Raw genomic sequence first — 18,675 nt, forward strand, 5'->3', positions numbered from 1 at the left:
TGATTCCCGATCCTTGGTGTCAGCCCTTCACCGCGCCGGCGGTGAGGCCCGAGACGATCTTGCGCTGGAAGGCGAGCACCAGCGCGACGATCGGCAGGGTGACGATGACGGAGGCGGCCATCACCAGCCCCCAGGGCAGTTCCTGGCGGCTGCCACCGCTGAGCAGGGCGATGGCGACGGGCACCGTGCGCGTCTCCGCCGAGAGGGTGAAGGTGAAGGCGAAGAGGAACTCGTTCCAGGAGACGATGAAGGCCAGCAGGGCCGTCGGCACCATGGCGGGCCAGAGCAGCGGCAGGAAGACCCGGCGCACCACGGTGAGCGGCGAGGCGCCGTCGGCATAGGCCGCTTCTTCCAGCTCCTTCGGCAGTTCGCGCATGAAGGTGGTGAGCACCCAGACGGTGAAGGGCAGGGTGAGGACGAGATTGGCCAGCATCAGACCCGGAAGCGTGTCGTACAGGCCGAGGGCGCGGATCAGCTCGAACATGCCGGACAGCACGGCGACCTGCGGGAACATCGAGACGCCGAGGATGGTGAGCATCAGCGCGCCGCGCCCGCGGAAGCGCACGCGGCCCAGCGCATAGGCCGCGGCCACGGCGAGCAGCATGGAGAAGCCGACAACGGCCACCGCCACCAGCACCGAGTTCAGCACCGTGCGGCCGAAATTCTGCTGGGTGAAGACCAGCGCGTAGTTGCGGGGGTCGAGCGCGGCCGGAAACAGGCCGGGGATGAAGAGCTCGCTGCCCGAGCGGAAGGAGGTGACCAGCGCGTGGTAGAAGGGGAACAGCGCGAAGAGGACGATGGCCAGCAGCAGCAGGGCGAAGGCCAGCCGGCCGGCGAGGCGGGCGGCGTTCATCGGCCTGCCTCCCCATCCAGCCGAAGCCGCCCGAGCACCACCACCGACAGCGTCAGGAGGGCGATGACCAGGAACAGGAGGGTGGAGGCGGCGGAGCCGTAGCCGACATCCTGGAAGTCGACCAGCTGCTGCCGCGCATAGACCGACATGGACATGGTGCCGGCGGAACCCGAGGTCAGCACATAGACCAAGTCGAAGACGCGCAGCGCGTCGAGGGCGCGAAAGATCAGCGCGACGACCAGCGCCGGCCGGATCAGCGGCAGCGTGACGCGGAAGAAGACGCGCACCGGATGGATGCCGTCGACGCGCGCCGCCTCGTAGCAGTCGCCGGGCAGCATCTGCAGCGCGGCCAGGATCAGCAGCGCCACGAAGGGCGTGGTTTTCCAGACATCGACGATGACCACGGCCCAGAGGGCGAGGTCGGGATCGGCCAGCCAGGCCACGGGCGCGTCGATCAGGCCGAGGGCCAGCAGGGCGTGGTTGATGACGCCGAACTGGTCGTTCAGCATCCAGGCCCACATCCGGGCGGAGACGATGGTCGGGATGGCCCAGGGGATCAGGATGGCGGCGCGCACCAGGCCGCGCAGGGGGAAGCGGGCGTTGAGCGCCAGCGCGACGATCATGCCCAGCACGGCCTCCAGCGAGACGGAGACGAGGGCGAACCAGATGGTCCGCCGCACGGCGCCCCACCAGGCCGGATCGGCGAGCAGGCCCAGCCATTCCCCCTCGTAGCGCTCTAGGTAGTTGGCGAAGCCGATGAAGCGGTAGCCGGACAGGTTGCCAAGCTCGGCATCGGTGAAGCTGAACCAGATGGTGCGGAGCAGCGGCCAGCCGGCCACCGCCGCCAGCACGATCAGGGTCGGCGCCAGGAACATCCAAGCGGCGCGGATGCGGATGCGCGCCAGGCCCAGGGCATCGTCGTGCCGCGTCATCACCAGCCCCGCCGGCTCAGGCGCCGCAGGTCATGCCGCATCGCCGCCACGGCGGCCGCGGCCGTCATCCGGCCCGAGAGCGCCTCATGCGCGCGTGTCCAGAAGGTGTGGGACACCCGGTTGTACTTGGTGCCGGTGACGCGGGAGGGCCGCGCGGCGGACTGGCTGAAGGTCGCGTGAAGCGTCCGGAAGAAGGGATTGGCCGCCAGGATCTCGGCATCCTCGTAGAGCGCGGGGAGGGTCGGGTTGTAGGCGGCGAGGATGGCGCGGCGCTTCTGCTCCTCCGGCCCGGCCAGCGCCATGACGAGGTCCGCGGCCTCGTCCGGATGCCGCGAATAGCGCGAGACGGCGAGATTCCAGCCGCCGAGGATGCCGACGGGCCTGCCCCCCTCGCCATGCGGCAGGGCGGCGATGCCGGTCCGGCCGCGCACGGGGCTGTCCTCGCCCTGGGCCAGGGCCCAGGCATAGGGCCAGTTGCGCATGAACACGGCGTGGCCGGACTGGAACACGCCGCGCGCCTCCTCCTCGGTGTAGGTCAGCGCGCCTTCCGGCGTGATGTCGCCGATCCAGCTCGCGGCGAGCGCGAGTGCTTCGGCGGCGCGCGGATTGTCGATGGTGATGCGGCCTTCCGCGTCGACGATGGTGCCGCCGCCGGAGCTGGCGATCCATTCCAGCCCGTTCACCGTCAGCCCCTCATAGGCGCGGCCCTGGAAGACATATCCCCAGAGCCCGGCCTCTCCCCCGCCGCGCTCGGCCCGCTGGATCAGGCGCGCGGTCTCGGTCATCTCCTGCCAGGTGGCGGGAACCGGGCGGCCGTGCTTCTCCAGCAGATCCTTGCGGTAGTAGAGGACGCCGGCGTCCGTGTAGAGCGGCATGGCGATCAGCCGGCCGTCCACGGTGTTGTTCTCCACGATGGCGGGGAAGTGGCTTTTCTCCGCACCCCCGCTGTAGGGCTTCAGATCGATGAAGTGGTTGGCGAGGATGCCGGGCCAGACGACATCGATCTGATAGACGTCGATCTGCGAGGCGCCCCCTGCGAGCATCATCTGGTAGAGCGCCAGCCTCTCGCTCGCGGAATTCGGCACCGAGACGATCTTCAGCGTGTGGCCGGTGCGCTTCGCCCAGGCCTCGGCGCCGTCGCGGCACAATTCCAGTTCCTGGCCGAGCGCGCCGCAGGCGATGGTGATCTCCGCGGCGGCGGCGCGGTGCGCGGGGCCTGTCACGCCAAGGATACTCAGCAGCAGGCCCGAAAGGATGGCAGCGCGGATGCGCGGCATCGGGGCTCCTCCCTGGATCTTTGCCGGATGGTCGCGGCAGGACCGAAGGAAGGTGTTGCCCATCCGGAAGCGGGGCGTCGACGCCACGCCCGTGCCCAACGGCTAGCCGCGTCGCGGCGAGGATGCAACCCCGCCGCAACGCCGCCTGGCTCAGTCGATGCGGATCTGCGCCTTGCGCGCCACCGCACCCCAGCGCTGGGTCTCGCTGGCGACGAACTTTCCGAAGGTCTCGGGATCGCTGCCGACCGGCGTGATGCCGAGTTCCTGGAAGCGTGCTGCGACCGTCGGCGTGGCCAGGGCCGCCTTGGCCTCCTGCTGCAGCCGCGCGACGATCTCGGGCGGCGTGCCGGCCGGCGCGAAGAGGCCGTGCCAGGACAGGCTTTCGAAGCCGGGCAGGGTTTCGGCGATGGCCGGGATGTCCGGCGCGGCCGGGCTGCGCTGGAGCGAGGTGACGCCGAGGATGCGCAATTTCTGGTCCCGTGCGAAGGGCCAGACGGAGGAGAAGTTGTCGAAGGCCATGGGCAGCTCGCCGCCGAGCAGCGCCGTCACGATCTGTCCGCTGCCGCGATAGGGCACGTGTTCGGCCTCGGTGCCGGTCATCTGCGTGAAGAGCGCGCCGGCGAGATGCACCGAGGTGCCGACACCGGAGGAGCCGTAGTTCAAGTCGCCGGGCTTCTTCTTCATCATCTCGATCAGCTCGGCCACCGTCTTCGCCGGCAGGTCCATGCGGACGGCGAGGGCGTTCGGCTGCGCGGCGAGCTGGGTGATCGGCGCGAAGTCCTTCAGGTTGTCATACGGCATCTTCGCATAGGTGGCGGGGTTGATGGCGTGGCTGCTGATCGTGCCGAGACAGATGGTGTAGCCATCGGCCGGGGCGCGCGCGCAGGCCTCGCTGCCGATATTGCCGCCAGCGCCCGGCCGGCTCTCCACCACGAAGGGCTGGCCGAGCGCCAGGCCCATGGGCTGTGTCACCAGCCGCGCCACGGTGTCCGAGGTGCCGGCGGAGAAGGGCACGATGACGCGGATCGGCTGGGTGGGATAGGCGCGCTGCTGGGCCTGGGCCGGCCACGCGGCGGCGCCCAGGAGGGCGGCCAGCGCCAGGGTTCTGCGGGACAACAGGGCATTCATGGACTTGCTTCCTCCATCGGTCCTGCCGCCGGGCGGACTTGCCCGGGGCGAAAGCCGGGAGGCGCCGGTCCGCCGAAATGTCATCGGTCTCGCCGGCATCGCTTCCTCCCGCAACGGTTGCAATTCTCCGCTTTACAAACCTGGCGGACTTGGCGCCGGGCCGGATGGGCGGGTCGCAGGGCGGTGATGCATAGGCGAGTTGTCAGACATCATGCAAGACGATGCGTGAAAGAATGTCGGCGGTTCGGTGACGTCATCAGGCCGCGATCAAAAAAAACTGAGACGAAGACGAATTTTCTTGCTCAACGGTCGACTTCAATTTACCTTGTGCAAACTGCATGGCATGCGCTTATAGTGCCGTTGGCGATCGAACCGTTCGCTGACCCATCGTCACGCAGGATGCAGGGCCTTCATGCTCCGCTTTACCCCTACGACGCGCCGGCTCTCCGACAAGATCCTCCTCGCCTTCCAGCAGGCCTGTGCCCAGGGCGAGATCGCGGTCGCGCGTCAATTGCTGGAAGTGCTGGAGCACAGCCTTCACCGCAACCCTTCCGACATCAACCGCCGCCAGGGGCTGGAGGCGCTGGTCGAAGCGCATCACCAGCTCTGGTTGATCCAGCATGGCGGAGGCAAGGCCGTCGCCGACATGGCGGCTGGCTGACAGCCTCCTTCGGGCATCGGGGGTAGGGGCAGGGAGGAGAAGCCCTCCCTTTCGCCCCCGATCATCGCTCCGATCTAGAACTGCGGCATCGGCGGCAGCGGGTCCATCGCCGCGCCGAACCAGCGCTCATAGATCCGGCCCAGCTCGCCGCTGTCCACCAGCCGCTTGATGAAGTCGTTGCTGAAGTCGCGGAGCGCCTCGTCCTGCTTGCGGAAGGCCATGCCATTGGCCTGCGCGCGCAGCGTGAACTTCGGCTCGATCTCCAGCTTCGGATAGTTCTGCCGAAGCTGCGCCAGCACGGTGCTGCTGGCGCCGATCGCCTGTGTCTGGCCCGAGATCAGGGATTGCGTGGTCGTCGCATCGTCATCGAAGCGCATGATGCGGATCTCCTTGGGCGCGATCGCCATCACCGCGAGATCCTGCGTGCTGGCGCGCGCCACGCCGACGCGCACGCCCTTCAGGTCGTCGGGGCCGGAGATGGCGGCCGACTTCGGCGCCAGGATGTAGGTGGTGAAGGCGCTGTAGGGGTGCGAGAAGAGCACCTGCTTGGCGCGCTCCTCGGTGATGCCGAAGGTGGCGATCAGCATGTCCACCTTGTTGGTCAGCAGGAAGGGGATGCGGTTCGGGCCCGTCACCGGCACCAGCTGCAGCTCGACGCCGAGTTCCTTGGCGAAGAGCCGCGCGACATCCACGTCGTAGCCCGCCGGCTTCTGCTCGGCATCCGTGCCGCCGAAGGGCGGGTAGTCCGTGAGCACGCCGACGGAGATGCGGCCCCGCTGGCGGATCTCCGCCGGCGTCGCGGCCTGCGACGGCCGCGTGAGGGCGGGCAGCAGCGCCACGCTCCCGCCCGCCGCCAGCAGGCTGGCGAGGCGGCGGCGGCCGATCCGAAGCGTCACGTCCATGGCTCGTCTCCTTGTCCCTGTTGTACCGCTCACCGTGTCGCCACGGCGAGCTTCCTCTCCATGCGCCGGCTGTAGGCCGAGAGCGGCCAGCACAGCAGGAAGTAGATCAGCGCCACGAGCCCGAAGATGGTGAAGGGCTCGAAGGTGGCATTGTTGATCACCTGCGCCGCGCGGGTCAGCTCGACGAAGCCGATGATCGAGGCGAGCGAGGTCGCCTTGATGAGCTGCACCAGGAAGCCCACGGTCGGCGGGATGGCGATGCGGAAGGCCTGCGGCAGCACGATGTGCCGCATCTGGTTCCAGTAGCGCAGGCCGAGCGCGGCCGAGGCCTCCCATTGCCCGCGCGGCACCACTTCGATGCAGCCGCGCCAGATCTCGCCCAGGAAGGCGCTGGCATGCAGCGAGAGGCCCAGCACCGCCGCCCCCCAGGGATCGACGTCGAAGCCGAAGATGCCGGGCACGAAGAAGGCCAGGAAGAGCTGCATCAGCAGCGGCGTGCCCTGGAACAGCTTGATGTAGCCGATGGCGAGCCAGCGCAGCGCGGCGAGGTGGCTGGTGCGCATCAGCGCGATGGCGAGGCCGCCGAGGCAGCCGCCGAGGAAGGCGGCGACGGAGAGCAGCAGCGTCCAGCGCACCGCCAGGAGGATGAACCAGAATTCGTTGAGGCCGAACTCGCGCATGCCCGCCGCCTCAGCGCGTCGCCGGGCGGCGCAGGAAGGCGCGCTCGATCACGGCGAAGATCCCCCAGAAGATCAGCGACATGGCGAAGTACATGCCGGTGACGACGAAATAGACCTCGAAGCTGCGGAAGTTGCGCGCCTGGATGTCGTTCGCCGCCGCGGTCAGCTCGCTGGCCGCGATCGCCGAGCAGACGCTGGAATTCAGCATCAGCAGGATGAACTGGCTGGTGAGCGCCGGGTAGATCGCCTGCAGCGCCGGCTTGAGGATGATGTGGCGGAAGATCTGCAGGGAATGCAGCCCGAGCGCCCGTCCGGCCTCGATCTGCCCCTTGCCGATGCTCTCGATGCCGGCGCGGATGATCTCGATGCCGTAGGCCGCGACGTTGATCACCATCGCGAGCAGCGCGGCCTGGTCGGCCTCCAGTCGCAGGCCGATGGCCGGCAGGCCGAAGAAGACCAGGAAGATCTGGATCAGGAAGGGGGTGTTGCGGATCAGCTCGATATAGGCGTCGAGCAGCCAGCGCAGCCAGGTGGGGCCGCTGGTCTTGCCGAGCGCGCCGAGGATGGCCAGCACCAGGCCGATGGCCATCGAGGCGGCGGAGAGCCAGAGGGTGCGCAGCGCGCCGGCCAGCAGCTCGTCCCAGGCGGCGAAGACCTGACCGAACTCGAAGACATAGGTCATCCGGCCGCCTCTGGCCGTGGGGCCGCCGCCCCTGGACTCTGGCCTGGCATCGGCCGTCCCTCCTGATCCGTTCCCGTGCCGGCCTTCGGGGAGCCGGTCCGCCGCCGAGGCTGGACCGGAACGCGGCGGCTGGCAAGGCGGCCGCATCGGCTGTTGGCGGAAGGGGGGGCGAGGCGCTAATCCGCTCGGCATGACACTGCGCATTCGCTTGCTGGCCGATGACCTCGCCGGAACCCTGGAAACCGCCGCGCGGTTCACGGGCGCGGCCGGCCCGGTGAGCTGCGGCTGGAGCACCGCGGCCCTGCCCGAGGCCGCCGGACTGGACGCCCGCACGCGGGACCGCGCGCCGCATCTGGCCGCCGCCCGCTTCCGGGCCTGGGCGCCGACCCTGGCGGAGGGCGAGCTGGCCTTCCACGTCCTGGACGCGCGGCTGCGCGGCAGTCCGGCGGCGGAGATCGCGGCGCTGTTCGGCAGCGGCCCGTTCCGGCGCGTCATCCTGGTGCCGGATGCCGGGCCGGGCCTTCAGGCCGTGGCGGGGCTGCGCGACGCCCTGGCCGGTGCCGGGCTGCCCGCCGCCCTGGCCATGCCGGGCGATCCGGTGCCGGAGGGCGCCAGCCTCTGGCTGGTCAGGGACGCCGCGGAGCTGCAGCAGGTGGTGGCCGCCGGGCGCGCGATCGAGGGACCGGTGCTGTGGTCCGGCGGCCTCGCGCTGGCCGCCGCCCTGGCCGACCTTCCGCCTTGCCCGGTCCGCCCCGTCCTGCCGCTGCTCGGCCTGCTCGGCGCCCTGCATCCGATGAGCACGGCGCAGTTCGCCGAGGCCTCGCCCATGTCCATGACGCTGGCCGACAACGAGAAGCCGGAACGCGTGCAGCGGCGCCTGGAGCGGCACGGCGCCGCCTTCCTGCGCCTGAACCTGGCGGCCACGACCTCGCCTGGCGAGGCGGCGCGGCGCGCCGAGCTGGCCTTCGGCGCGCTGCTGCGCCGCCTGCCGCCGCCCGCCACGCTGCTGGTCAGCGGCGGCGATACGCTGCGCGGACTGGCCGGCGTGCTGGGGGCGGAGTCGCTCCGGGTCGAGGGGCTGATCCCGCAGGGCCTGCCCTTCCTGCGGCTGCGCGGCGGCCTGCTGGACGGGACCGGCGTGATCTTCCAGCGCTCCGGCGTGGGGCAGCCCGGCCTGCTGCGGGAACTGGCGACCGCGGCGGAGCCGCCCAGCTAGACGACGGCGGAGCCGCCCAGCTAGACGACGGCGGAGCCGCCCGGCTGAACAACCGCGGAGCCGTCCGGCTGAACAGCGGCGGAGCCATCCGGCCGGGCGATCAGAACGGCGACACGCCGAGGAAGGACATCAGCCCCCAGGTCGCCGCGCCCAGCATCAGCACGCCCAGCAGGTAGTCAGCGACCTGCCGCCGCAGACCGCCGCCCGGCGGCCTGGCGGGTGGCCTGGCCGCTGCCGGCTTGCGCCGGCCCGCCTTGGCGGGCTGTGCGGCCTTCTCGGTCCCGGCGGCGCGGCGTGGCGCCTTCGCCGGCGACTTGGCGGAAGCGGCGCGGCGGCGCGGCGTGGTGGAACGGGCCTGGGCCTTGCCACTCATCGGGGACGGTCGCTCCGCGTTGTCAGTCTCGGCATGGCAAGCTCATCGATCCGGTTCGCGGCGGCCCGGCGGCCTGCCGCCATCAGGGGTGGCCGGGGTTCTACGCGCAGGATTCCAACCTGTTAAGGGTCCGCGGGCCGGGCCTTCCGGGCGGCCGCGCGGAGTGCCATGGCGAAGGCCTCGGCCGCCGGGGAGAGTGAGCGGCCGGCGGCAGCAGGACCCGCCGCGCCATCCCCGGCTCCGGGGTCAGGCGGGCCAGCGCCTTGGCGGCGCGGACCGGCTTGCATGGGGACGGTCTGGGGAAGGATCGGATCATTTCCATTGTACGATGACCGGCCGCTTGGCATGTCTGAAGTCCCGCCGAGACTTCCGGCGTGGCAAAACGGGAGGATCGCGATGCGACGGATCATCGGCACGCGCCGGCTGCTGCTTGGCGCGACCGCGGTGGCCCTGCTGCCCGGACGGGCCGACGCCCAGGCGGAATGGCCGGCCCGGACCATCCGCATGGTCGTGCCCTTCGGCGCCGGCACCAGCACCGACATCATGACCCGCCTGGTCTCGCCGCAGATGTCGCGCGGCCTCGGCCAGCCGGTGGTGGTGGAGAACCGGGCCGGGGCCGGCGGGGTGGTGGGCAGCGACGCGGTCGCGAAGTCCGCGCCGGATGGCTACACGCTCTGCATGGGCAGCATCGCCTCGCATTCGGTGAACATGTCGCTGATGCCCTCGATCCCCTACGACGTCCTGCGGGACTTCACGCCGATCTCGCTGGTGACGATGGCCCCGAACCTGCTGGTCGTGAATCCCTCGGTCCCGGCCAGGACCCTGCCGGAGTTCCTCGCCTGGGCGCGGACGCAGCGCGGCGTCAGCTACGCCTCGGCCGGGAACGGCACCTCCTCGCACCTGGCCGGAGAGCTGCTGAAGCTGCGCAGCGGCGCGCCGCTCGAGCACGTGCCCTACCGCTCCGGCGCGCAGGCGGTGACCGATGTCATCGCCGGCAACGTGCCGATGACCATCTATCAGGTGACGGCGGTGCTGCCCTTCGTGCGGGACGGCACGCTGCGCGCCCTGGCCGCCACCTCGGCGAAGCGGCTGGAATGGACGCCGCATGTGCCGACCGCGATGGAGCAGGGGGTCGAGGATTTCGACGTCAGCGCCTGGCACGGTCTCTTCGCGCCTGCCGGCCTGCCCGGCCCGGTGCGCGACCGCATCTTCGCCGCGCTGCAGGCTGCGCTGGCCTCGCCCGAGGTCCGTCCGCGCCTGGTGGAGCAGGGGCTGGAGCCGGTCGGCCTGCCGCCCGACGACTTCGTGCCCTTCCTGCGCGCCGACATCGCCAAATGGGCCGAGGTGGTGCGCATCTCCGGCGCGCGGGCGGATTGAGCGCCATGGAGATGCTGAGGATCGGCTGCGGCTCAGGCTTCTCGGGCGACCGGCTGGACGCGCCGGTGCCGGTGGTGGCGGCGCTGGTGGCGGCCGGCGGACCCGCGGCGCTGATGCTGGAGGTCCTGGGCGAGCGCACCCTGGCCCTGGCCCAGCGCGACCGGCGGCACAATCCGGAGGGCGGCTACGAGCCGGCCCTGGAGGCGCTGTTGCGGCCTGTCCTGCGCGACTGCGTGGCGCATGGCATTCCCATCGTCACCAATGGCGGCGCGGCCAATCCGGCCGGCGCCGCGCGCGCGGTGCTGCGCCTCGGCCGCGAGCTGGGCCTGGGGGCGTTGCGGGTCGGTATCGTCGAGGGCGACGACCTGCGCGGCACCGATGCGCTGGATGACCTGGAGCCCTGGGAAGGCGACGAGGGGGCGGTGCTGGACCCGTCGGCGGTCATCGCCGCCAATGTCTATCTGGGCGCGGCCCCGATCGCCGAGGCGTTGCGCGGCGGCGCGCAGGTGGTGATCACCGGCCGCGCCGCCGATCCGGCGCTGGCGCTCGGTCCGATGCTGGCGCATTTCGGCTGGGCCGAGGACGACTGGCCGCGCCTCGCCGCCGGGACCGCCTGCGGCCACCTGCTGGAATGCGGCAGCCAGGTCACCGGCGGATACTTCGCCGATCCCGGTCTGAAGGAGGTGCCGGAGCCGCACCGGATCGGCTTCCCCATCGCCGAGATGCGGGAGGATGGCGGCTTCGTCATCACCAAGCCGCCGGGCAGTGGCGGGCTGGTCGATCTGCGCACCGTGAAGGAGCAGCTGCTCTACGAACTGCACGACCCCGCCGCCTATCTCACCCCCGATGTCACGCTGGACGTGACGGCGGTGGACCTGGCCGAGGAGGGCCGCGACCGGGTCCGGGTCAGCGGCGCGCGGGGCGGGCCGCGGCCGGAGCGGCTCAAGGCCACGGTCAGCCTGCCGGGCGGCTGGCTGGGCGAGGGCGAGATCTCCTATGCGGGGCCCCATGCCCGCGTCCGCGCCGCCCTGGCCGGCCGGACCCTGCGCGACCGGCTGGCGCTGCTTGGCATCGAGGGGCGCGTGCGCGTCGACCTGATCGGTGTGGTCAGCGTTCTGGACGGGGATGCCGGCCTGCTGCGTGAGGCTGCGGCCCTGGCGCCCAAGGATGTGCCGGAGGATGTCCGGCTGCGCCTCGCCGTCGCCACCGAAACGCGCGAGGCCGCGGAGCGCGCGGCGCGCGAGGTGCTCTCCCTCCTGTGCTGCGGGCCGGCGGGCGGCGGCGGTGCCAGGACCCGCGTGGTGGACCGCATCCGCACCCTGTCCTTCATGGTGCCGCGCGAGCGGGTCCGGCCACGGGTGTCGTTTCTCGGGCTGGAGGATGTGGCATGAGCCGGCGGGTGGAGGTGCCGCTGCACCGCGTCGCGCATGCGCGGGCGGGGGACAAGGGCAATCGTCTCAACGTGGCGGTCTTCGCCTATGATCCGGCGCTGTGGCCGGTGCTGGCGCCGCAGCTGGACGAGGCCAGGATCCTGGCGCTCTTCGCGCATCGGGGCGCGACCCGCGTGCGGCGCTACGACCTGCCGCGCCTCGGCGGATGCAATTTCGTGATCGACGACGTTCTGCAGGGCGGCGTCAACGGGGCCCTGAACCTGGACGGGCACGGCAAGACGCTCTCCTTCCGGCTGCTGGGCCTGACGGTCGAGGTGCCGGAGGAGGCCCTGGGCGGAGGGGAAGTCTCCCGGCCCGGCCCCTCATGAGCAGGGGCGAGGTGGTGTAAGCCGGAACGGGGTGGAGTTTGGCTGGGGAACCTGGATTCGAACCAAGACTGCCCGAGTCAGAGTCGGGAGTTCTACCGTTAAACTATTCCCCAACGGGTCCGTCGGAGCGGGTCCGGCGGCGTGGCGGGGCACTTAGCATTGCCGTCCGGACGGATCAAGTCGTGTGGGCGCGTGTTTCGCGGCGGGGAGCAAAATCGCTTGCCCCCGGGGCCGGCTCGCCGGATCATGGGGCAGCTGGCCCGGGCGCTGCCGCCATGGCGGCGCCAGGGAAGCCCCGAACACCATGCCAGATCTCATAGCCAATCCTGCCGTCGCCTCGACCCGCCCCTCCTGTGGTACCGCCGGGGGTGTCTTCGCCGCCCTGGATCTCGGCACCAACAATTGCCGGCTGCTGGTGGCGACGCCGACCCCCGCGGGCTCCTTCCGGGTGCTCGACAGCTACAGCCGGGTCGTCCGGCTGGGTGAGGGGCTGGCGCAGCAGGGTCGCCTCTCCGAGGGCGCGATGGAGCGGGCCCTGGCCGCCCTGCAGGCCTGCGCGCAGAAGCTGCTGCGCCGGCCGCTGCGGCGGTTGCTCGCCGTCACCACCGAGGCCTGCCGCCAAGCCGCGAATGGCGCCGCCTTCGTGGCCCGCGCCCGCGAGACCACCGGCCTGCCCATCCGCGTCATCTCGGCGCGGGAGGAGGCCGAGCTGGCGATGGAATCCTGCGCGCCCTTGCTGCGCGCGCAGGATCGGCGGGCGCTGCTTTTCGACATCGGCGGTGGCAGCACCGAGATCGCCTGGATCCGTGGCGCTCCGAACGGCCTGCCCGAGCTGATCGGCTATGTCTCGCTGCCGATCGGCGTCGTCACCCTGGCCGAGCGCGCCGGCCTCTGCTGCTACACGCCGGAGGGCTTCGACCGGGTGGTGGTGGAGGTGGCGGCCGAGCTCGCCCGCTTCGACCGGGTGCATTGCATCGGCCAGGAAATGCGCGCCGGCGGCGTGCGGCTGATGGGCACCAGCGGCACCGTCACCACCCTGGCCGGCGTCGCGCTGTCCCTGCCGCGCTATTCCCGGCCCCTGATCGACGGGCGCGTGCTCGATATCCAGGAGGCCGATCAGGCGTTGCGGGACCTCTTCATGCTCGGGCGGGACGGCCTGCGCGAGCATCCCTGCGTCGGGCCGGAACGGGCGGATTACGTCCTGCCCGGCTGCGCCATCTATGCCGCCATCCGCAGGATCTGGCCCTCCTCCTGCGTCACCGTGGCCGATCGCGGCCTGCGGGAAGGCATGCTGCTGCGCATGATGCGGCAGGAGCGTCTCCCCTCGCGCCGCGTGGCGGCACAGGCCCATCCTTTCAGGCCGGCGGCATACCCGGCCTCCTGATCCCCGTCGTTCCAAGGACTGGACATACCGTGAAGTCGCCGACCGAGGGCGCCCGTGGCCTGACCACCCGCCTGCGCACAGCCAAGGGCCGCAGCACCGCCAGCCAGCGCTGGCTGGAGCGGCAGTTGAACGACCCCTATGTCCGCGCCGCCAAGGCGGCCGGATGGCGGTCCCGGGCCGCGTTCAAGATCCTGGAGCTGGATGAGAAGTACCGGCTGTTCCATCCGGGGCAGCGTGTGGTGGACCTCGGCGCCGCGCCGGGCGGCTGGACGCAGGTCGCGGTGCAGAGGGTGGGGGAGGGCGGCAAGGTGGTGGGCCTCGACCTGCTGCCGATGGACGAGATCGCCGGCGCCATCCTGCTGCAGGGCGACTTCCAGGAGGCGGAGGTGGAGCAGCGCGTGCTGGAGGCGCTGGACGGGCCGGCCGATCTGGTGCTGTCCGACATGGCGCCCAACACCACCGGCCACAATGCCACCGATCACCTGCGCATCCTCGGCCTGATCGAGCTGGCGCTGGACTTCGCCGGGAAGGTGCTGACGCCCGGCGGCGCCTTTGTCGCCAAGGTCTTCCAGGGCGGCACCGAGCGGGAGTTGCTGAACCGCATGAAGCGGGACTTCGCCACGGTGCGGCACGCCAAGCCGCCGGCCAGCCGGAAGGACAGCGCCGAGATGTATGTGGTGGCCCAGGGCTTCCGCGGCGCCGGCGGGGGCTAAGAAGAAGGCCGGCCTCCGGCGCGGCCATGCCCCGGCGCAGGGCAGGGCCGCACCGGCGACGGGCGCGCCGCGCTTGCAGCGGGGCGCGATTCTGGTCTAGGGGGACGCGCCAAGGCTGCGGAACGCGCCTCAGAGTTCTGCGAAAGGCTCCGCCATGGCATCCGAAACGACCACGACCAACGGCCCCGCTCAAGGCGGCGCCGCGCCGCGCCGCACCCTGATCGCGGAGGCCTATGCCTTCGACGATGTCCTGCTGGTGCCGGCCTATTCCACCGTCCTGCCCAGCCACGCCGATGTCCGCACCCGGCTGACCCGGGACATCTCGCTGAACATGCCGGTGATCTCCGCCGCCATGGACACGGTCACGGAAGGGCCGATGGCCATCGCCATGGCGCAGGCCGGCGGCATCGGCGTGATCCACAAGAACCTCTCCCCCGAGGAGCAGGCGGCCGCCGTGCGCCAGGTGAAGAAGTTCGAGAGCGGCATGGTGGTGAACCCGGTCACCATTCATCCGGACCAGACCCTGGCCGATGCCCAGGGGCTGATGGCCGCCCACCATATCAGCGGCATCCCCGTGGTGGAGCGGGAGAGCAAGCGCCTCGTCGGTATCCTGACCTATCGCGACGTGCGCTTCGCCACCGACCCCGGCACCCGCGTCTACGAGCTGATGACGCGGGAGAACCTGGTGACGGTGACGAGCGACGTCTCGCCCGCCCGCGCGCGGGAACTGCTGCACAAGCATCGCATCGAGAAGCTGCTGGTGGTCGATGACCAGTACCGCTGCACCGGGCTGATCACCGTCAAGGACATGGACAAGGCCCAGGCCAATCCCAACGCCGCCAAGGACGCCATGGGCCGGCTGCGCGCCGCGGCGGCCACCGGCACCGGCGAGGACGGCCTCCGCCGCGCCGAGCTGCTGGTCGAGGCGGAGGTGGATGTCGTCGTCGTCGACACCGCGCATGGCCATTCCGCCGGGGTGCTGAAGGCGGTCGAGACGATCAAGCGCCTGTCCAACAGCGTGCAGGTCATCGCCGGCAACGTGGCGACGCCCGAGGCGGCGCGGGCGCTGGTGGAGGCCGGGGCCGACGCGGTCAAGATCGGTATCGGCCCGGGCTCCATCTGCACCACCCGCATCGTCGCCGGCGTCGGCGTGCCGCAGCTCACCGCGGTGATGGAAGCCTCCGCCGCCGCGCACGAGAAGGGCGTGCCCGCCATCGCCGATGGCGGCGTGCGCTCCTCGGGCGATCTCGCCAAGGCCATCGCGGCCGGCGCCGATTGCGTCATGATGGGCAGCCTCTTCGCCGGCACGGACGAGGCGCCGGGCGAGGTGTTCCTCTACCAGGGCCGCTCCTACAAGGCCTATCGCGGCATGGGCAGCCTCGGCGCCATGGCGCGCGGCTCGGCCGACCGCTATTTCCAGGCCGAAGTGCAGGATCAGCTCAAGCTCGTGCCCGAGGGCATCGAGGGGCGCGTCGGCTACAAGGGCCCGGTCGGCAATGTCATCCATCAGCTGGTGGGCGGCCTGAAGTCCGCCATGGGCTATACCGGCAACGCCACCATCGCCGAGATGCAGCAGAACTGCACCTTCCGCCGCATCACCGGCGCCGGCCTGCGGGAATCCCACGTGCATGACGTGGCGATCACGCGCGAGGCGCCGAACTATCGCCAGGATGGCTGATCCCCGCGCATGACACCCGCAGCGCGGATCGCCGCCACGGTGGCCTTGCTGGGAGAGGTGGCGGCCGCGCCACGCCGCCCGGCGGACGCCACCGCCAATGCCTTCTTCCGGGAACGCCGCTACATCGGCAGCGGCGACCGCCGGTCCGTGGCCGAGCGCGCCTGGGGTGTGCTGCGCCAGCGCCTGCGGCTGGACTGGCATCTCGCCGCCGGCGGCATGCCGGCCACGCCCCGCCTGCTGGTCATGGCCTATCTGCTGCTGGTGGAGCGCTGGGACCGCCAGGGCGTGCTGCAGGCCTTCCCCGGCGGCCGCTTCCACGCCGGGCCGCCCGATCCGGGCGAGATGAGTGTCATCGAAGCCCTGGACGGCCACCCCCTCATCGACCCGGAGATGCCGGAGGGCCCGCGCCACAACCTGCCCGATTGGGCCCTGCCGGGCTACCGCGCGCGCTTCGGCGACGAGCTGCCGGCGGCGGCGGCGGCGATGGACGAAGCCGCGCCGCTCGACCTGCGCGCCAACCTGCTGCGCGGCACGCGGGAGGAGGCGAGGGCGGCACTCGCCGCCGAGGGCATACCGGCCGAGCCGATGCCCTGGTCGCCCTGGGGCCTGCGCGTGCCGGACCGCCGCCCGATTCTGGCCAGCAAGGCCTTCACCGAGGGCCTGATCGAGATCCAGGACGAGGGCAGCCAGCTCATCGCCCTGCTGACCGGCGCGAGGCCCGGCATGCGCGTCGCCGACTACTGCGCCGGCGCCGCGGGCAAGACGCTGGCGGTGGCGGCGATGATGGGCAATCGTGGCCGCATCACCGCCTGCGACGTCTCGGCCACCCGGCTGGAGGGCGCCGCGCGCCGCCTGCGCCGCGCCGGGGTCGACAATGCCGAACGGCACCTCCTGGCGCCGGGCGATCGCTGGGCCCGGCGCCGCGCCGGCCAGTTCGACCGTGTGCTGGTGGATGCTCCCTGCACCGGTGCCGGCACCTGGCGCCGCAACCCCGACGCGCGCACGCGGACCACGTCGCGCGATCTCGGGGAACTGATCACGAAGCAGCGCGCGATCCTCGATACGGCTGCCGAACTGGTTCGCCCCGGCGGCAGGCTGGTCTACGCTACCTGCTCGGTTCTCCCGGAGGAGGATGGGATGCAGGTGCAGGAGTTCCTCTCCCGCCATGCGGGTTTCGTGGCGGTGCCGCTCGCCGAGGCGTGGCGCGAGGCCATGCCGGAGGCGGGGCCGCCGCCCTGCGAGGGGCTCTGGATGGAGCTGGCCCCTCACAGCCACGGCACGGACGGCTTCTTCGCCGCCGTCCTGCAGCGCCAGGCCTGACGAGGCATCGCCGATAGGAGAGGAGGCAAGCGGGATGATCAACATCCGCCGTGCCCGCCCGGCCGATGCCGCCGCCATCGCCGCCGTGCACGTCGCCACCTGGCGCACCTCCTATCCGGGGCTCCTGCCGGACACCTACCTCGCCACGCTCTCCGTGCAGCGCATCCTGCCCTTCTATCAGCGGGCGCTGGTCGAGCGGCGCGATGGGGAGGCGATGTTCGTGGCGGTCGCGACGCCGGCCGAGACGGGGAGCGCGCCGGCCGTCGTCGGCTTCGCGCTCGGCGGCCGCTGCCGGCACCCCGGGCTGGCACAGGGCGAGATCGAGTTGCTCTACGTCCTCGATGACTGGCGCGACCTCGGGCTGGGGCGGCGCCTGATGCGCGCGACGGCCGCCCATCTTTCCGCCATCGGCTGCGGCTCGGCCATGCTGTGGGTTCTCAGCGAGAATCCCTCGCGCTGGTTCTACCGCCATCTGGGCGGCCGCAACGTCGGCGCGGACGAAATCCACTTCGCCGGCCGATCGGTGCGCCGGACGGCCATGCTCTGGGACCCGATCGAGCTTCTTCTCGCCGCCACGGCCCGTGCCGACCGAGCTTAGGCCTGGGGGCGGCGCCGGTCCGGCCGAGTGGGCCTGTGGCATATCCGCATCACTCCTTTGAAGCTTTTGCGCCACACCCTCCGTCATGGTTGACGCTGGGCCTCGCTGCCGGTTCTCTTGCAAGAAGAAGGGGTTGCGAGGAGTCTCACCGCCATGGGCCGCGCCTGACCATGAACACGATCACGCGCGCGCAACTGGCCGAGGCCATCTATGCGCAGGTCGGTTTGTCGCGAAACGAAAGCGCCGCCCTGCTCGAGGACGTGCTGGAGCGCATCTCCGCCGCCCTGGAGGGGGGGAAGGCCGTGAAGATCTCGGCCTTCGGGACCTTCTCGGTGCGGCAGAAGGGCATGCGCGTGGGCCGCAACCCGAAGACCGGGGTCGAGGTGCCGATCATGCCGCGCCGCGTGTTGTCCTTCCGGCCAAGCCAGGTGTTGAGGGCCCGCCTGAACGGCGAGACCGTGTCCGCGATTGACGAGTCCTGATCCCGCTTCGCCCCGCCGGCCCCTGGCCGCGCCGAAGCGCTGAGGAATGCCAGCGATGAACGATGGGGTGACGCCGATGCGCGAGGATGCCGACACGCCGGGCCGCCTGCGTAAGGCGCCCACGGCTTTCCGCACCATCAGCGAGGTGGCCGAGGATCTGCAGATCCCGCAGCATGTCCTGCGGTTCTGGGAGACCAAGTTCCCGCAGCTCAAGCCGCTGAAGCGCGGCGGGGGCCGCCGTTACTATCGTCCCGAGGATATCGCGCTGCTGCGCCGGATCGGCGATCTGCTCTACACGCAGGGCTACACGATCAAGGGCGTGCAGCGCCTCCTGCGGGATGCCGGGAGCGATCTGCCCGAGGCCGACCTGCCCGAGGGCGAGGGGCCGGGGGACTCCGCCGCGCCGGGCCTGCGATCGATCCTGGCCGAGCTGGAAGGCCTGGCGGAGGAGTTGCGGACCCTGGCCACGCCGCCTCGCTGAGGGCAGCAGGGCCCGACGCCATTTTTCCCCGGCGGCGAGGCTTGAGGCAGCGGGGCGCCGATGCTATGCCCCGCCGCAACGGAACGTAGCGCAGCCTGGTAGCGCACTTGTCTGGGGGACAAGGGGTCGTGGGTTCAAATCCCGCCGTTCCGACCATTCCCCGCCATCCCGACCACATC

At 71.3% G+C, this 18,675-nt stretch carries 20 protein-coding genes and 2 tRNA genes; 13 read left to right on the forward strand and 9 right to left on the reverse strand.

Annotated elements, in window-relative coordinates; translation table 11 throughout:
• Window positions 1–19: 19 nt before the first annotated feature.
• The 4 genes from ACF3NH_RS14025 to ACF3NH_RS14040 form a co-directional block, all read right to left on the reverse strand.
• Window positions 20–853, reverse strand: coding sequence for a carbohydrate ABC transporter permease (locus tag ACF3NH_RS14025; RefSeq protein WP_422923642.1), 834 nt, complete (start codon window positions 851–853; stop codon window positions 20–22).
• A complete protein-coding gene (locus ACF3NH_RS14030) occupies window positions 850–1,785 on the reverse strand; it encodes a carbohydrate ABC transporter permease (RefSeq protein ID WP_198367900.1) in 936 nt (311 codons plus the stop codon). Before ACF3NH_RS14030 ends, ACF3NH_RS14025 begins: the two co-directional genes overlap by 4 nt.
• Window positions 1,785–3,062 (reverse strand): ABC transporter substrate-binding protein, encoded by a 1,278-nt coding sequence (locus tag ACF3NH_RS14035; RefSeq protein WP_422923645.1) that lies wholly within the window; start codon window positions 3,060–3,062, stop codon window positions 1,785–1,787. The genes ACF3NH_RS14030 and ACF3NH_RS14035 overlap by 1 nt, the downstream gene beginning before the upstream one ends.
• A gap of 150 nt (window positions 3,063–3,212) precedes the next feature.
• Window positions 3,213–4,190, reverse strand: a complete 978-nt coding sequence (locus tag ACF3NH_RS14040) for a Bug family tripartite tricarboxylate transporter substrate binding protein (RefSeq protein WP_422923647.1) — start codon at window positions 4,188–4,190, stop codon at window positions 3,213–3,215.
• Window positions 4,191–4,602: 412 nt separating this feature from the next.
• On the opposite strand from ACF3NH_RS14040, the gene ACF3NH_RS14045 reads away from it, so the two are divergent.
• Window positions 4,603–4,851 (forward strand): hypothetical protein, encoded by a 249-nt coding sequence (locus tag ACF3NH_RS14045; RefSeq protein ID WP_198367897.1) that lies wholly within the window; start codon window positions 4,603–4,605, stop codon window positions 4,849–4,851.
• A gap of 74 nt (window positions 4,852–4,925) precedes the next feature.
• On the opposite strand, the gene ACF3NH_RS14050 is transcribed toward ACF3NH_RS14045, so the two are convergent.
• Genes ACF3NH_RS14050 through ACF3NH_RS14060 form a run of 3 tightly spaced genes read right to left on the reverse strand, consistent with a single transcriptional unit; the run spans window position 4,926 to window position 7,115 of the window.
• Window positions 4,926–5,753: a transporter substrate-binding domain-containing protein gene (locus tag ACF3NH_RS14050; RefSeq protein WP_422923649.1), complete on the reverse strand. Its 828-nt coding sequence runs from the start codon at window positions 5,751–5,753 to the stop codon at window positions 4,926–4,928.
• A gap of 29 nt (window positions 5,754–5,782) precedes the next feature.
• Window positions 5,783–6,433 carry an amino acid ABC transporter permease gene (locus ACF3NH_RS14055; protein ID WP_198367895.1) on the reverse strand — a complete coding sequence of 217 codons (651 nt, stop codon included), beginning with the start codon at window positions 6,431–6,433 and terminating at the stop codon, window positions 5,783–5,785.
• Window positions 6,434–6,443: 10 nt separating this feature from the next.
• Complete coding sequence (locus tag ACF3NH_RS14060) at window positions 6,444–7,115, reverse strand: amino acid ABC transporter permease (protein WP_422923651.1); 672 nt, start codon at window positions 7,113–7,115, stop codon at window positions 6,444–6,446.
• 190 nt (window positions 7,116–7,305) lie between these two features.
• On the opposite strand from ACF3NH_RS14060, the gene ACF3NH_RS14065 reads away from it, so the two are divergent.
• Complete coding sequence (locus ACF3NH_RS14065) at window positions 7,306–8,331, forward strand: hypothetical protein (protein WP_422923653.1); 1,026 nt, start codon at window positions 7,306–7,308, stop codon at window positions 8,329–8,331.
• 100 nt (window positions 8,332–8,431) lie between these two features.
• On the opposite strand, the gene ACF3NH_RS14070 is transcribed toward ACF3NH_RS14065, so the two are convergent.
• On the reverse strand, window positions 8,432–8,704 hold the full coding sequence (locus ACF3NH_RS14070; protein WP_422923655.1) for a hypothetical protein: 273 nt from the start codon (window positions 8,702–8,704) through the stop codon (window positions 8,432–8,434).
• A gap of 396 nt (window positions 8,705–9,100) precedes the next feature.
• Between ACF3NH_RS14070 and ACF3NH_RS14075 the strand changes: the two genes are divergently transcribed.
• From ACF3NH_RS14075 to ACF3NH_RS14085, 3 genes are read left to right on the forward strand one after another with little or no spacing between them, the layout of a single operon-like run.
• Entirely contained in the window at window positions 9,101–10,081 is a 981-nt protein-coding gene (locus ACF3NH_RS14075; protein WP_422923657.1) for a Bug family tripartite tricarboxylate transporter substrate binding protein, read from the forward strand.
• 5 nt (window positions 10,082–10,086) lie between these two features.
• On the forward strand, window positions 10,087–11,472 hold the full coding sequence (locus ACF3NH_RS14080) for an acyclic terpene utilization AtuA family protein (protein WP_422923659.1): 1,386 nt from the start codon (window positions 10,087–10,089) through the stop codon (window positions 11,470–11,472).
• Entirely contained in the window at window positions 11,469–11,840 is a 372-nt protein-coding gene (locus ACF3NH_RS14085) for an AtuA-related protein (protein WP_422923661.1), read from the forward strand. Before ACF3NH_RS14080 ends, ACF3NH_RS14085 begins: the two co-directional genes overlap by 4 nt.
• 39 nt (window positions 11,841–11,879) lie before the next feature.
• Here ACF3NH_RS14085 and ACF3NH_RS14090 read toward each other — a convergent pair.
• Window positions 11,880–11,953 (reverse strand) — tRNA-Gln (locus tag ACF3NH_RS14090).
• A 191-nt stretch (window positions 11,954–12,144) separates the two neighbouring features.
• Between ACF3NH_RS14090 and ACF3NH_RS14095 the strand changes: the two genes are divergently transcribed.
• From ACF3NH_RS14095 to ACF3NH_RS14130, 8 genes are all read left to right on the forward strand, one after another.
• Entirely contained in the window at window positions 12,145–13,224 is a 1,080-nt protein-coding gene (locus ACF3NH_RS14095) for a Ppx/GppA phosphatase family protein (RefSeq protein WP_422923663.1), read from the forward strand.
• Between the two features lie 29 nt (window positions 13,225–13,253).
• Window positions 13,254–13,937, forward strand: a complete 684-nt coding sequence (locus ACF3NH_RS14100; RefSeq protein WP_422923665.1) for an RlmE family RNA methyltransferase — start codon at window positions 13,254–13,256, stop codon at window positions 13,935–13,937.
• Between the two features lie 154 nt (window positions 13,938–14,091).
• The gene (gene guaB, locus ACF3NH_RS14105; RefSeq protein WP_198367886.1) at window positions 14,092–15,615 is read left to right on the forward strand and encodes an IMP dehydrogenase; all 1,524 of its coding nucleotides are present in this window, start codon (window positions 14,092–14,094) and stop codon (window positions 15,613–15,615) included.
• Window positions 15,616–15,624: 9 nt separating this feature from the next.
• Window positions 15,625–16,935 carry an RsmB/NOP family class I SAM-dependent RNA methyltransferase gene (locus ACF3NH_RS14110; protein WP_422923668.1) on the forward strand — a complete coding sequence of 437 codons (1,311 nt, stop codon included), beginning with the start codon at window positions 15,625–15,627 and terminating at the stop codon, window positions 16,933–16,935.
• 34 nt (window positions 16,936–16,969) lie between these two features.
• Complete coding sequence (locus ACF3NH_RS14115; protein ID WP_198367884.1) at window positions 16,970–17,533, forward strand: GNAT family N-acetyltransferase; 564 nt, start codon at window positions 16,970–16,972, stop codon at window positions 17,531–17,533.
• Window positions 17,534–17,703: 170 nt separating this feature from the next.
• Window positions 17,704–18,015 (forward strand): integration host factor subunit alpha, encoded by a 312-nt coding sequence (locus tag ACF3NH_RS14120; RefSeq protein WP_198367883.1) that lies wholly within the window; start codon window positions 17,704–17,706, stop codon window positions 18,013–18,015.
• A 55-nt stretch (window positions 18,016–18,070) separates the two neighbouring features.
• Window positions 18,071–18,496 carry a MerR family transcriptional regulator gene (locus ACF3NH_RS14125; RefSeq protein ID WP_198367882.1) on the forward strand — a complete coding sequence of 142 codons (426 nt, stop codon included), beginning with the start codon at window positions 18,071–18,073 and terminating at the stop codon, window positions 18,494–18,496.
• A 79-nt stretch (window positions 18,497–18,575) separates the two neighbouring features.
• A tRNA-Pro gene (locus ACF3NH_RS14130) sits at window positions 18,576–18,652 on the forward strand.
• The last annotated feature ends 23 nt before the right edge of the window (window positions 18,653–18,675 follow it).

The sequence above is a fragment of the Pseudoroseomonas sp. WGS1072 genome, assembly GCF_049340465.1.
In the GTDB taxonomy this organism is placed as follows: domain Bacteria; phylum Pseudomonadota; class Alphaproteobacteria; order Acetobacterales; family Acetobacteraceae; genus Pseudoroseomonas.